Here is a 14,176-nt window from a genome sequence, read left to right as displayed (position 1 = left end):
CTCTTTAATTAGTTACGGAAGCTTCCAAAACCTCCTCTATTGCCTCTATGATAATTGTGAAAATATGCACAAGGGGGCAAGTCTTACAATGAATAAGAGATTAACAGCGACGCTCATCCTCGTTCTGTCTGTGATGCTGGTTATCGCGGGCTGCGGAAGCAACAATGCAGGCAGCAGCACCAAGGAGAGCAAAGGAACCAACAGTGCGGCCACAGAGCCTGCAGCAACCGCTGCACCTAAAGAGACAGCCGAAGCCGTATCGGGAGCATCCGAAGCGAGCTATACACCGTACGATCAATTACAAGATAAATATGATATCGTCATTGTCGGTGCAGGCGGAGCAGGAATGTCTGCGGCGCTGGAAGCCAAGGCAAACGGCATGAACCCGGTTATTCTGGAGAAGATGCCGGTGGCAGGCGGTAATACAACGAAATCCTCCTCCGGGATGAACGCTTCGCAGACGAAGTTCCAGAAGGAGCAGGGAATCGAAGACAGCAATGAGCTGTTCTATGAAGAGACACTCAAGGGCGGTCACGACACGAACAACAAGGAATTACTTCATTTCTTCGTGGATAGCTCCGCAAGTGCGATTGACTGGCTCGATTCGATTGGCATCCGCTTGAACAACATTACGATTACCGGCGGAATGAAAGAGAAGCGTACCCACCGTCCGGAAGACGGCTCTGCTGTCGGACAATATCTGGTTGCAGGACTCGTGAGGAATGTTCAGGAGCAAGGGATTCCGCTGTTCGTTAATGCGGATGTGAAGGAGCTTACAGTGCAGGACGGTAAGGTGAACGGCGTCAAGGTTCTGTTCAACCAGGCTGATGAGAAAGTCATCAGTGCAGCAGCGGTTATCGTGACCACCGGAGGTTTCGGTGCGAACAAGGAACTGATCTCTACAGTCAGACCCGACCTGGAAGGGCTGGTAACCACCAATCAGATCGGCAGCACCGGCGACGGCATCACGATGATTGAGAAAGTCGGCGGAACCACCGTCGATATGGATCAGATTCAGGTTCACCCGACAGTACAGCAGGAGAAATCCTACCTGATCGGCGAGGCTGTCCGTGGGGAAGGGGCTATCCTCGTATCCAGTGCAGGCAAACGTTTCGGCAACGAAATGAATACCCGCGACAAGGTGACCGCTTCGATCAATACTCTCCCTGAGAAAACAGCTTATCTTGTCTTTGATTCCGGAGTGAAATCCCGCGTCAAAGCAGTGGAGCAATACATCAAGATGGGCGTGGTCCTGACAGCAGATACCCCGCAGGCACTGGCGGAACAAATGAAGGTTCCTGCCGCTGAATTGAAGACTACTGTGGATACCTGGAACAATGCGGTGAAGAGTAAGTCGGATGCAGAATTCGGCAGAACTACCGGCATGGACCATGATCTGTCCGGGGCCCCCTATTACGCGATTCAGATCGGCCCTGGGATTCACTACACTATGGGCGGTGTGGTCATCAACACCAATACTGAAGTCCTGAACAAAGACGGCAAAGCCATCACAGGCCTGTTCGCAGCAGGTGAAGTGGTCGGCGGGCTGCATGGTGAGAACCGCATCGGCGGCAACTCGGTAGCCGAGATTATTATCTTCGGCCGCCAGGCTGGGATCAAGTCCGCTGAATTTGTCAAAGAACAATAAGCTATATTCCATATGGGTTCTATCTATTCTTAGAGTGAAAAAAGGATGCTCCACAGCCGTCAGGCCTGTGCGGGCATCCTTTTTTCTTCTATCATCTCTTGGCTATCAAATGCCCTTTTTGCGTCCCGGCAGGACATTTTGATGGTCAGGCTGGAAAATTAATGCATATCCTACTTCAGACAACCTGATGCAGAATCCGGAACAACTGGCGCGCCTGCATCAGCTTGTCGGTCTGCTGGAACCAGTGAGTCCATAAGGTCCAGCTACAAGAAAGGGGATTTTACAAATGAATCAGAACGAGATCAGCAACAGCAGTACTTTGGCAGGTTCGATTCCTTACCTTTATGCTTCCTATGAGGTTGGAGTAAGATTTGGGAGAGTTGCCGTCATTGATCCCACGGATGATAGCATCGTCACCCATATTCCGGTTGGTTCTCAGCCTGGCGCTATGTGCATGGACCCTCTGGGAAACAAGGTCTATGTGGTTAACACGGGCGAGAGCAGTGTCTCCATCATTAATACCGAGAACAATAAAGTAATGGCTACTTTACCTGTCGGCCGTGGAGTAACGGCTTTAGCTCCTGCCGCTCCTACGGCGGTCATCGTTCATCCCTTTGGTCAAAAAGCCTACGTCGCCAATTCCAATAATCACTCCATCACGGTCATCGATAACCGTACCAATAAGGTATTGACAACCCTCCCTACTGGAGTTGGCCAGCCCTTTGCCTTCGCCGTCTCCGACAACAACCCGCTTGTCTTTGTTGCTTGTAAATATAAGGATAACAAGGATTATATCTTAACCATTTCGGTTGATAATAACTCGATTTCGACATTTGGAATGAATTCTGAGCTTACCTTTGATCCTCCCCATAACCCCCTTGTGATTCATCCTGATGGGCATACTGTGGGAGTGCTGGGACCGAACGGCTTCCTGAAATATTTTAACGGTGCAACTCCGGGTGAAGAGAAAAACACAAGTGTGCTGGATAATACGGTATCCGGAGTTTACTTTGGCAGCGCACCGGCTAAATTGTTCACTACCTCGCCACCCAATAAGGCCTATCTTAAATATTTTGAGGATCTCTCTATAAAAGCTAGCGGAGAGATTACTCCCGTAAAACTTAGGGATATTAAAAGCTATAGAGGTCAGGACCAGATTCGCGTATCTCCCAACCCGCAATACGTGTGTATAACGGTTCAACCTACAGCCAATACGCCGTGTGGCTTACAAATTTATAACGAGGTGGGAACGGTATCTCAGTTCATTGAACTCTATTACGCAGGCGATCTGACGATTACTCAGGATAGCACCAAGGCTTACGTGGAACAGAGATCGGTTATTGTTCCGATTGATCTGGCAACCGCAGCTGCCGGGGCAGCCATTGACATTAGCTCTGGCTCCAGTGATTCTAATGTCATTATCAAGAATATTGTCGCCTCTTACGAAACGCAGAATTCGGGTACAGTGGTCAGTTCATAATCCCAGATTCAGTGGTTCTTAGGAGATAAAAGATGAGCTGCCCGGAGATTCGGCTTCCGGGCAGCTCATTTCTACATAACAGCCGGAGAGGGCGCCGGCTTGGCAGGGCGGGTCAACGAGAACAGGTCCAGCTCCGGGCGGATCTTGCCGGCCAGCGTATCTGCCAGCAGCTCGGCGGCGATCATACTGTAGACGGTCCCGTTCCCGCCATAGCCCTCAATGAAATAACAATGCGGATACTCCGGATGTTCTCCGATATAAGGCAATCCGTCACGGGTAGTGCCGAATACGGCTCCCCATGAATATTCGGCCTGGACGCCTCGGAGTTCAGGGAACAAGGCCACCAGCTCTTCTATGAGACGCTGGCCCTGGGAGAGCACCCGGACATCCCGCCGCTCGGGACTGGTAAGCGCCTCATCCTTGCCTCCGGCAATAATCCGGCCGTCCGGAGTGGTCCGGAAGTACAAATAAGGCCGCGCCGTTTCCCAGAGAAGACTTTGTTCATGCCATTTAGGGAGACTGCCGAGAGGCTCGGTCATAATGGCATAGGTATTGATCAGCTCAGCGCCCCGGTCCTTTTTCATCTCCTGGGTTTCATACCCCATGGCAAACACTACCTTCTTCGCGAAGATCCGGCCATTCTCTGTATGGCAGATTACACCGTCAGCATTGTACTCGTAATGAAGGGCTTCAGTGTGCTCATAGACCCGGACCCCGCCGGAGTGCGCTGTTTGAATCAGGCTGTGCGCGGTCCGCAGCGGATTGGTCTCCGCATCGCCTTTGGAGAATAATGCACCGGGCTTGGAGAAGGAATAATGCGAGCGGATAGTATCCTCATCCCAGAACTCCGAGTCGAAGCCGTGCTTGATCAGATTCTCATTCTCGTGCTTCAGAACAGGTACGTCTTCCGGCACGCTGGCGTACAGCAAGCTGCTGCGCTCCATAATCTGAGGATCTATATCCAGCTTGCCGGGCAGCTCAAGAATAGCACGCATAGCCTGCTGACAGAGCTTATAGAACAGCACGCCGTTCTCTTCACCGAAGGTATTCATGCAGGAGGTAAGCGATTTGTCATTGGCGATCTGAAGCAGCCCCGTATTGGCGTGGGAGCTTCCGGTGACGACTGTTTTTTTGTCGATGAGGACGGTGTCTGCTCCGCTATGGGACATCCGGTAGGACATCATGGCTCCGCCCATACCGCCGCCCACAATAAGACAGTCGCAGGTGATGTCTTCAGTAAGTACCGGATACACCGGAGGATGAAGCAGGGTATGCTCCCAGGGCAGATGCCCGCTGATAAGTCTCATGGTTTGGTCGCTCCTTTGTATATCCAAAGTATTAGTATTTGCAATTTAACAGAGACTATGCGAAGCCGCAGGGTTAGTCCATTATGGTGTGAGCTTTCATTGTGCCTGGTGGCACATAAAGATTTTCCCTCTGAGGCATACTAAGCAACGCTTGAACATCCAGAAGGAGGGAATACCGAACATGCAATCTAACCAAATGCAGGCACTTAGCGGAAAAGAATTGGAATACATCGCCGATTCCATTTCCAACGAGGATTTGCTGATTAAGCAGCTGGCTGCTACAGCCGGAACCACCCAGAATTCCACGGTTCAGGGAATCTGCATCCAGCAGATCCAGAGTCATACCCACCATATGGATATGCTGGTACAGCTGCTGCATCAGCATCAGCAGTATGCGCCGACCCAGCCGCAATAAGTAGCAGTCTTCAGCAACCGGAAGCAGATGCTCACAAACTTTAAGGAGGTACTACGGTGAACGTACACAATGGAACGCCATTTATGGCGGATGAGGATTTACTCTACACGATTCTGGCCGATTTGAAGCGGACAGTCCGTGAGTATACAACAGCAGCCACAGAATCGAATTGTCCGGCAGTAAGACGGGTGTTCAATGAATTAACGATGGATACCCTCAGAATTCAGGGGGATCTGTACATGCAGATGTCTCAGATGAACATGTATGCCCCTCCCGGTAAAGCACTGCGCCAGGATGTGGACAAACAGATTCAGAGTGCCCAGCAGACCCAGCAGAAATTGCAGCAGTTCGTACGCGAGAAAACGGGCGGAGCAGGTGCCTACAACCACGGCTCCAATGTTCCGCAGCATCAGGCTAACGTGCAGCAGCATAATAACGGTTCCTATTATATGTAACCCTGACGCCTGACTGGTGAAGCATAAGAGCGCTTCATCTAAAATAACCCCGCCCCGGCGGGGTTATTTTGTTTGCAGAACGGTTATTTTCATGTCATATTAATACTAAACTCTTTTCGCAGGAGGCTAGGAAATGAATGAAGAATTGAAGAGGAAAGTGCTGGAACTGCTCAAGGAGGATGCACGAAGCTCAACAGCCTTAATGGCGACCCTGCTTGGTGCGGAAGAAGAAGATGTTAAATCCGTGATTGCACAAATGGAACAGGATCATGTTATTGTGAAATATGCGACGGTTGTCAATTGGGATAAAGTGGATGATGAACGGGTGACTGCCCTGATCGAGGTGCAGATCACGCCGGAACGGGGCCGCGGCTTCGAAGGTATTGCCGAACGGATCTATCTGTATCCGCAGGTGAAGTCAGTCTATCTGATGTCGGGGGCTTACGATCTGCTGGTTGAAGTGGAAGGCCGCAATCTGCGCGAGGTCGCCAATTTTGTCTCAGAGAAGCTGTCGCCGATTGATGCCGTGCTCTCAACCAAGACCAATTTTACGCTCAAAAAATACAAACAGGACGGTATCATCTTTGAAGAGCATGAGGAAGACAACCGTCTGATGATATCTCCGTGAAGGATGTAATGTCATGATCATTAATAACAGTCAGCATACAGGAGATACAAGCAAGTCCATGAACTCCTATTTGGCCCCGCTGGTCCAGCAGATTCAGCCGTCGGGCATCCGCAAGTTTTTCGACCTGGCAGCAGGCAGCAAGGATATTATCTCGCTGGGTGTCGGTGAACCGGATTTCAAGACCCCGTGGCATGTAAGGGAGGCTTGCGTCTATTCGCTGGAGCGCGGCTTCACCGGCTACACCTCAAATGCAGGAATGCCGGAGCTTCGTGAGGGCATTGCCGAGTATTTGCATACCCGCTTCGCGGTGCAATATGATCCTGCGAACCAGATTATCGCCACGGTCGGCGGCAGCGAAGCCATAGATCTGGCGCTCCGGGCTCTGATCGCCCCGGGAGATGAGATTCTGATTCCCGAGCCTTGTTATATCTCTTATTCTCCGATTACAGCGATTGGCGGCGGGATTCCGGTTGGCATTGAGACGTTCGGGGAGAATAACTTCAAGCTGACTGCTGAGGATCTGGAAGCCAAGATCACCCCGCGCTCCAAGATTCTGATTCTCTGTTATCCGAGCAATCCGACCGGCGCAATCATGAGCCGTGAGGATTGGGAGCCGATTGCCAAGGTAGTGGAGAAGCACGATCTCATTGTCATTTCGGATGAGATCTATGCTGAACTGACCTATGGAAGCAATCATGTCAGCTTCGCATCCCTTCCGGGGATGCTGGACCGGACCATCCTGGTCAGCGGATTCTCCAAAGCCTTCGCCATGACCGGATGGCGGATGGGTTATGCCTGCGGCCACCCGGATCTGATCTCCGCCATGCTGAAGATTCACCAGTACACTGTTATGTGTGCGCCTTCGATGGGCCAGGTGGCTGCACTGGAGGCACTGACCAACGGGATGGAAGAGAAAGACCGCATGGCAGACTCTTATAACCAGCGCCGCAGACTGATTGTCAAAGGGCTGCGGGAGGCGGGACTGGATTGTCATGAGCCGCAAGGCGCATTTTATGCGTTCCCGAGTATTCAGCGCACAGGACTCACCTCAGACCAATTTGCCCAGCGCCTGCTGCTGGAATATAAGGTTGCAGCGGTCCCGGGCAGTGTATTCGGTCTGGGCGGTGAAGGCTACCTGCGCTGCTCTTATGCTACCTCAGTGTCCCAGTTGAATGAAGCGGTTGAACGAATTGGGGCATTTGTCTCAGAACTCGCCCGGGAAGGGGCATAGAAGGCATCCAGAAAGAAGTAAATCGGACTATAGCCGATCACCTTTTGACATGGTATTATTTAACTATAAGGACAAGAAACACCTGTAATACACTTACATGGACCTCTTATTCCGGGAATAGGGCGCACAAGGCCGGACGAACAGCACTACATATTCTCTGTCCGGGTGCCGCGCAATAATACATCAGGAAGGGTGATTGTGCTGAGCGCAGATTATTACTTACCTTCCTATGGCGGGAAATGTGGTTCCGGAAGCGGGATACATCCTGCCAGAGGGGATGCTGATGCACGCAGGCTCTCGCTGGAAGATGAAATTCAGATGCTCCGCAGCAGAATGGAACAGCTCTTTATGCAGGAGAATTCCTTCACCTCGGATAATGTCATTGCAATCAGCAGCTTGCTGGATCTCAAGATTAATGAGTATATGCGAGGCCGCCACCGCAAGCGGGATTAGCGCGAAGCCGCGGCGTAATGTTAGTATAACGGATGTCTCCTTGGCGGGAGATGTCCTTTTTTTGTGACCGGATTTTGTGACCGGAAGCAGTTGGATTTTCAGCACTTGCTAATGAACAAATGAGACCTTGCAAGGAAGCAGTTGGATAAACAACACTTAATAGACCGCAAATCAATCAGAGTAGAGGAAACGTACGAAATTAAATGACGTTTCTCCAACTAATTACCTCAGACGCTCGAAATCATCTCAAATAAGATACGTTTATCCAATTGCTTGTGCAGTGAGGGAGGAGATAGCCGCCCTTCAAGAACGATATCCGTTGCTTTGGACAATACAATCATCCAGAGGATAAATTAATACCTTACCCAGGTTAAAATAGTGCGTCTTCCAGGCTGAATTCCCCCATTCAAATTAGGAGGTGCATAGAATTGCATTCATGAGGAATTCGTCTTTTGTTCATTTACTTATTTATCCATAAAATAGTATTATAACTACGGCTACTGTTCCTGTTCCATCAATAGAGCTGGTTCTGCACTTCATGACAATAGAATCAATAGCACCCATCCCAAATCCAAAAGGTGGAAAGATCCATGATCAAGGTATTTAAAAGCGCTTCCGGTAAAGAACGGGTTCATAGCTCCTATAACGAACTGCTATCGCAGTGGGGAACAGAGCACCGGGAATCAACTATTACTACAAAATACGGTCTGACCCATTGTATATCATCGGGCAATCCGTTGAATCCGCCTTTGCTTTTGTTCCACGGGGTAGGTGATAATTCGGCCGTGATGTGGCTGCTCAATATGAAGGAGCTGTCACGGCATTTTTATTGTATTGCAGTAGATACGCTGGGAGGACCGGGGAAGAGTATTCCAGGTGAGAGGTTCAATAAACGGACTTTTGATCAGGTAGATTGGATGAACGGGGTTGCAGATGGTCTGAACCTTGAGCACTTTTATGTGGCAGGGGTATCGAACGGAGCGTACATGGCCTTCAACTATACAGTTCACGAGCCGCGAAGAGTATTGAAGACTGTCTGCATGGAAGGAGGAATGGTCACTGCCCCGTTAAAAAGCATGCTACATACGCTGTTGATGATGTTCCCGGAAATTCTTGTTCCCACACATAGCAATCTGCTGAAAGTAGCCCGGAAGCTCAGTTCGCCTGCGTCCGGCTTTTTTGACAAGCACCCGGAAGTCGGAGAGCATCTGGTGTTATTGATGAAAAATCATAATCAGCAGGCCATGTTTCCCCATAAGCTTCAGCCATACGATAAAGAGAAAGCGATTGCAGTAAGGGATAAGCTTTATTTTCTGCTGGGTGATTATAAGCTGCGTCATAAGAAGGAATTCTTAGGGATACTTGAGGACGGCGGGTTTCGTTACTCAGTCATACCGGATGCCGGGCATGGCCTAAATCATGAGCAACCAGAGCGAGTTAACCGTGAGCTGATAGATTACCTGAAGGGACGGGACGTCCACATCTAAAAAAGCCCCCTGTGTCCGTCCGAGGACAGCCCAGGGGGTTGTTGCTCTAGCTCACCTTGAACGTTGCCACTGCCTGCTGCAGCCCGTCCGCCATCTTCGCAAGCTCAGTAGAGGCAGCGGCGACCTCTTCCATGGAAGCCAGCTGCTCCTCGGAGGAAGCAGCCACACTCTGCGAACGCTCCACGGCTTGCCGTGCGATTTCGGCCATCTGTTCTACTGAGGAGGTCAGCTCCTCCGTTCCGGCCAGGAGCTGCTCGGAAGAGGAGGACATCTCATGAACCTGGGAGTTAATCTCGCCGATGCCGCCGAGGATGTCCGTGAACAGGCGCCCCGCTTCCCCAACCATCCGTGAGCCTTCCTGAACGGCGTTAGCATTGGCAAGCACGGCATCCGACGCAGCCAGATTTCCCTGCTGAATCTCGAGAATCAGGCTGCTGATATGACCGGCAGCCTCTGCCGTCTGCTCGGACAGCTTCTTCACCTCACTGGCAACGACCGAGAAGCCCCGTCCATACTCACCCGCTCTTGCCGCCTCAATCGCCGCATTCAAGGCCAGCATACCGGTCTGATCGCTGATGCCTTTAATCAGTCCGACAATATTTCCGATCTGCTTGGACTGGGAGTTCAGGGACTCAATCAAGCCGGAGGTATCTGCTGCGGCCCGTTCCATCTCCTCCATCTGTTCCACGGCCTCCATAATCACCGAATGCCCATTCTGCGCCTGGCTGGCAGCCCGTCCGGCTGCCTGGGCCGTGTCCATCGAAGCTTCCGCAATCCGCTGGACTCCGGCGGCCATCTCCTCCATGGCTCTTGCAGACTCGCGGGTAGACTGAAGCTGAGTATCCGCCCCGCCCGCCAGATCCTGAATGTTCTCCACAATGACCTCTGTCGTAAGATTGGTCTGATTGGCGCTCGACATTAATTCCTCCGAGGTGGAAGCCACCTGAAGCGAGTGGTCGGCGATGCTTCCCAGCAGTCCGCTTAGATTGTCAATCATCCGGTTCATATGTCCGGCCATATCGCCGAGCTCATCCTGGCTGTCCACACTGAGCTTCCCCGTGAAGTCCCCTGCCGCCATCCGCTGGGACATCTCACTGACGCGGGCCAGCTTCCGGGTAATATATCGGCTGTACAGATACACCGCCGCGAACGTCAGCACAAGACCGATAAGACTAACCAGCACAATCGACCGGAGCAGCCCCTTCAGCGGCGCGTACAGCTCCTTCTCCGGAATAGCGAGGGCAAGAGTCCAGCCGGTATCCGGCAGCTTCTCATAATACATCTGAATGAGTTCGCCGGAAGCAGGGTATGTAACCATCCCGCGGTCCTGCTTAAGCATTGCTGTTCCCGCTGCGGCCAGCTCTGCATCCGGTTCGGCGGTGATCTGCAGCTGCATATTCTTCTCTTGATCAGGTCCGGCAATGTAATTGCCCTGCTTGTCCAGCAGGAAGGCCCAGCCCGTATTCCCGACCTTGGTCTGTTCAATCCGGTTCTGCAGCGTCTGCAGATCTATATCACCAGCCATCACACCCAGCAATTGATGGGCCTCATCATAAAAAGGCACGCTGAACGTACTCATCGTCGTCTTGGTAACCGTATCATAGAACGGATCAGTAATGCCGGCGTGCTCCCTGCCGGCCGTATACCAATTCTGCTTAAGATAATCATATTCCGGGTCATTGTACTGCTCTGTAGTCACAATCTTGGCACCGTCGCGGTAAGCATAGGTAGAGAAATACTTCAGCTTACGGTCATACCGTCCCGGTTCAAAATAAATACCGGCCCCAAAAGTGTCTGTATTCGCTGTCAGCGCATGGCTGATCATGGTTCTGTATTGATCCAGCGTGAATGCAGTGGCACGGCTCTCCAGCGTCCGTGCAAGCACCTCGGGAACCTTACTGTGTTCATTTAGATTTGCATTAATTTCGCCCGAAAGCTCCGATATTTGCAAATCCATTTTTTGTCTGACCTCATCCCGGATCATATTCTTGGAATACAGGTACGACAATAAGGCGACCAGCAGAAGCGTGATCAGGAAGATAGGCAGGATGAATGCAAATGTTCTCATACGTATGCTTTTGAACCGGAGTCTTGAACTTCCCTTGTGAACAACATTTGCCATGTGAATCCCCCCATTATGATAGTGAAACTTTTAAACAAGTATATTGAATATCATCGGCTGGAGATCTCATTTAGTTGTTATCTTTTGTCGAAAAAAATAAAAAAATGTCGTATCTTATACGACCTGAGGCTGAGTCTGCGGCAGACCCGGGGACGGATGGAGGCTTCGGACTGCAGGTATATAATGAATACTCAAGAACATTTCAGAGTAAGCGGCTGAACTGTACGATGTCAGGGAAGAGGATGATAGAGATGCTGCAAGCACAAATGCTCAGGGACCCGAGTACATACGGTGAGCTTAAGCTGGAGGAGACGGGGGCCGTCAACCCGGAGAACGGGCGGCAATATCCGTGGAAGCACGGGTTTTTGGCCTTTTTGGAAGAAGAGGATGCCGAAGGCAGCAATAAAAAGTACCTGGAGCTGTACAACCGGATTGCCCGCTTTTACCGGCTGTCCAACAAGGCCTACTTCGCCCTGAAGTTCGGCGGGGAGCGCAGCTACAGAGCGCAGTTCCTGTCTTCGCTTGAGCTGCGTGACGGTCAGCGTGTGCTGGAGACCTCGGTGGGCAGCGGCGATAACTTCCCGTATCTTAGAGCGAAGGCGGAGCTGTACGGGCTGGATATTTCCAGCGGAATGCTGAAGCAGGCGGTGTGCAATGTGAAGCGCTGGAAGCTGCAGGCTCATCTGTTCCAGGGGACGGCCGAGAGACTGCCTTTCCGGGACAACAGCTTCGACTGCGTCTACCATGTCGGCGGAATCAACTATTTCAGTGATCCGCTTGCTGCGGTGCTGGAGATGATCCGGGTGGCGAAGCCGGGCACCAGGCTGATGATTGCCGATGAGACGGAGAAGCTGGTGAAGGGGACGTACGGGAAGGTGCCGGTGGTTAAGGGGTATTTTCAGCAGGGGGAAGAGATGCCCGGGATGCTTGGTCTTATTCCGCCTAATATGCTGGAGATCGAATACAAGGAAGTATGCAAGGGCCTGATGTATTGTATAACGTTCCGCAAGCCGTAAATGTTGAACTTTGTTTGCCACCATACCTAAGAACGATTACACTATTACTATGTGATTTGCAACTTAGGAGGGAATTTCGATGGCGATCTATACGCGCACGGGCGATAAAGGCGAGACCTCAGTCATCGGCGGCCGGGTGGGCAAGGACGATGTCCGCGTTGAGGCTTACGGCACCATAGATGAGCTCAACTGCTTCGTCGGCCAGGCCCGGAGCCTGATGGAGGACGAGCGGTTCGCGGATGTCCGCGAGCAATTGCTGGAGATTCAGCATGAGCTGTTTGATTGTGGTTCGGACCTGGCGTTCGTGAAGCTGAGCGAGAACAAATATAAAGTCAAAAGCGAGATGGCCGTACGTCTGGAGGGCTGGATTGATGTGCTGCAGGCCGAGAATCCGGTGCTGGAGCGCTTCATTCTGCCCGGGGGAAGCCAACTGTCTTCCGTGCTGCATGTCTGCCGGACCGTCTGCCGCCGTGCCGAACGCCGGGCTGTGACCCTGGGGCGGAGTGCGGATATTAACCCGGAGGCTGTGATCTATCTGAACCGGTTATCCGATTATTTCTTCGCGCTGGCCCGTGCCGCCAATACCCGGCTCGAGATTGCTGACGTAGAGTACGTGCGCAGCAAAAAGGTGTTCCGGAACCAATGACCAGCTATTATCCGCCAATCTCCTATAATGTACCGCCGTCCGAAGACGGATGGCTGCTCAAAACCATCCTCCAGAAGCGGATGGATGTCTCCCGTAAGCTGCTGTCCCGGCTCAAAATGACGGACCTTGGCATTACACTGAACGGAGAGCGTGTCTATATCAGTGTCAAGGTAAGCAGCGGGGACCTGGTGCAGATCCGGATGGAGGAGGAGACCTCGGAGGATATTCTGCCGCAGCCGATCCCGTTCGAGATTCTGTATGAGGACGGGCATCTGCTCGTCGTGAATAAGGCTGCGGGGATGATTGTCCATCCTACCCATGGCCATTATACCGAGACCCTTGCGAACGGAGTGGTCCATTACTGGGCGGAGAAGGGGGAGCGGGTCCGCTTCCGCCCTGTCCACCGGCTGGACCGGGAGACCTCCGGTGTGCTGGTCATTGCCAAGAATCCTTACAGCCATCAGCATATCTCCGAGCAGATGATCGCCGGAACGGTGGACAAGCGGTATGCCGCTTGTGTGCACGGCGTTCCGGCGCCGCGCAGCGGCGATATCGACGGTCCGATCGACCGCGACCCGCTGGAGCCGCACCGGCGGATCGTGACGCCGGATGGTTATCCCTCCTTGACCCGGTACGAGGTCAAGGAGGTCTATGGCCGTGCAGCTTCACTCGTAGAGCTGAAGCTGGAGAGCGGGCGCACCCATCAGATCCGGGTGCATATGAGCTCTATAGGCTGCCCGCTGATCGGTGACGGCATGTACCGTCACCCGTTGTACGGGCGGCTGCCGGAAGGCGTGCAGCTCGGGACGGAGCTGAGTCAGCCTAGCGGTGCACAGCTGGAGGAGAAGAAGCGGGAGGCCGGGCTGGTGCCGCCTTACGGCGAGACGCAAGAGGCGAAGCTGTCGCCCGCGGAAGCGGCGCAGCTCACGCAGATCGCCGAGCTGGACGCATCCATTCCACGGCAGGCGCTGCATGCGGTGCGGCTGTCCTTCCGGCATCCGGTCACGCATGACGATCTGGTCTTCGAAGCGCCGCTGCCGCCGGATATGGTGCTGCTGCAGGAGAAGCTCCGGCAGTCGGCAATCCGTTGAACCGCATACTTGCTGATATCCGAAGGTATCTGGAGCCTGGGAACCTGTATGCTGGCGGAATAATAGAGGAATGCTGCGGCCGGTGATGTACGTCCCGGATAGGCCGGATGCAGCTGCTGCTGAAGTGCCGGGCTTAAGAGTAAATAAGTGCGAGAGTGCACTTGTTTACAGTCATATGACGGTTCTGAGGTAAGCAA

Annotated in this window: 13 protein-coding genes; 11 read left to right on the top strand and 2 right to left on the bottom strand. The window is 52.5% G+C overall.

Translation table 11 applies throughout. The features are described 5' to 3' along the window. Nucleotides 1–88: 88 nt before the first annotated feature. Together HQN87_RS23035 and HQN87_RS23030 are read left to right on the top strand one after the other, a co-directional pair. Nucleotides 89–1,648: a flavocytochrome c gene (locus tag HQN87_RS23035; protein WP_173138056.1), complete on the top strand. Its 1,560-nt coding sequence runs from the start codon at nt 89–91 to the stop codon at nt 1,646–1,648. Nucleotides 1,649–1,934: 286 nt separating this feature from the next. After that, a complete protein-coding gene (locus tag HQN87_RS23030) occupies nt 1,935–3,128 on the top strand; it encodes a YncE family protein (RefSeq protein WP_173138054.1) in 1,194 nt (397 codons plus the stop codon). 71 nt (nt 3,129–3,199) lie between these two features. On the opposite strand, the gene HQN87_RS23025 is transcribed toward HQN87_RS23030, so the two are convergent. Beyond that, nucleotides 3,200–4,435, bottom strand: a complete 1,236-nt coding sequence (locus HQN87_RS23025; RefSeq protein ID WP_173138053.1) for an NAD(P)/FAD-dependent oxidoreductase — start codon at nt 4,433–4,435, stop codon at nt 3,200–3,202. A 181-nt stretch (nt 4,436–4,616) separates the two neighbouring features. Here HQN87_RS23025 and HQN87_RS23020 point away from each other — a divergent pair, with 181 nt between their 5' ends. The 6 genes from HQN87_RS23020 (at nt 4,617) to HQN87_RS22995 (ending at nt 9,104) form a co-directional block, all read left to right on the top strand. Beyond that, on the top strand, nt 4,617–4,850 hold the full coding sequence (locus HQN87_RS23020) for a hypothetical protein (RefSeq protein WP_173138051.1): 234 nt from the start codon (nt 4,617–4,619) through the stop codon (nt 4,848–4,850). A 56-nt stretch (nt 4,851–4,906) separates the two neighbouring features. Then, complete coding sequence (locus HQN87_RS23015; protein WP_436836487.1) at nt 4,907–5,305, top strand: spore coat protein; 399 nt, start codon at nt 4,907–4,909, stop codon at nt 5,303–5,305. 133 nt (nt 5,306–5,438) lie between these two features. Next, nucleotides 5,439–5,933 (top strand): Lrp/AsnC family transcriptional regulator, encoded by a 495-nt coding sequence (locus HQN87_RS23010; protein WP_173138049.1) that lies wholly within the window; start codon nt 5,439–5,441, stop codon nt 5,931–5,933. Between the two features lie 13 nt (nt 5,934–5,946). Continuing rightward, nucleotides 5,947–7,164 (top strand): aminotransferase class I/II-fold pyridoxal phosphate-dependent enzyme, encoded by a 1,218-nt coding sequence (locus HQN87_RS23005; protein ID WP_173138047.1) that lies wholly within the window; start codon nt 5,947–5,949, stop codon nt 7,162–7,164. A 258-nt stretch (nt 7,165–7,422) separates the two neighbouring features. After that, on the top strand, nt 7,423–7,617 hold the full coding sequence (locus tag HQN87_RS32445; RefSeq protein ID WP_246553693.1) for an aspartyl-phosphate phosphatase Spo0E family protein: 195 nt from the start codon (nt 7,423–7,425) through the stop codon (nt 7,615–7,617). A gap of 590 nt (nt 7,618–8,207) precedes the next feature. After that, nucleotides 8,208–9,104 carry an alpha/beta fold hydrolase gene (locus HQN87_RS22995; RefSeq protein WP_173138045.1) on the top strand — a complete coding sequence of 299 codons (897 nt, stop codon included), beginning with the start codon at nt 8,208–8,210 and terminating at the stop codon, nt 9,102–9,104. A 46-nt stretch (nt 9,105–9,150) separates the two neighbouring features. Here HQN87_RS22995 and HQN87_RS22990 read toward each other — a convergent pair whose 3' ends face one another. Then, a complete protein-coding gene (locus tag HQN87_RS22990; RefSeq protein WP_254075620.1) occupies nt 9,151–11,172 on the bottom strand; it encodes a methyl-accepting chemotaxis protein in 2,022 nt (673 codons plus the stop codon). Between the two features lie 305 nt (nt 11,173–11,477). On the opposite strand from HQN87_RS22990, the gene HQN87_RS22985 reads away from it, so the two are divergent. The 3 genes from HQN87_RS22985 (at nt 11,478) to HQN87_RS22975 (ending at nt 13,979) form a co-directional block, all read left to right on the top strand. Further along, entirely contained in the window at nt 11,478–12,242 is a 765-nt protein-coding gene (locus tag HQN87_RS22985) for a class I SAM-dependent methyltransferase (protein ID WP_254075619.1), read from the top strand. A 79-nt stretch (nt 12,243–12,321) separates the two neighbouring features. Next, complete coding sequence (locus tag HQN87_RS22980) at nt 12,322–12,888, top strand: cob(I)yrinic acid a,c-diamide adenosyltransferase (RefSeq protein ID WP_173138041.1); 567 nt, start codon at nt 12,322–12,324, stop codon at nt 12,886–12,888. Further along, nucleotides 12,885–13,979: an RluA family pseudouridine synthase gene (locus tag HQN87_RS22975; RefSeq protein WP_173138039.1), complete on the top strand. Its 1,095-nt coding sequence runs from the start codon at nt 12,885–12,887 to the stop codon at nt 13,977–13,979. Before HQN87_RS22980 ends, HQN87_RS22975 begins: the two co-directional genes overlap by 4 nt. The last annotated feature ends 197 nt before the right edge of the window (nt 13,980–14,176 follow it).

It is taken from the genome of Paenibacillus tritici (genome assembly GCF_013204885.1).
Classification (GTDB): domain Bacteria; phylum Bacillota; class Bacilli; order Paenibacillales; family Paenibacillaceae; genus Paenibacillus_AQ; species Paenibacillus_AQ tritici.
This window is presented reverse-complemented; position numbering and strand designations above follow the sequence as displayed.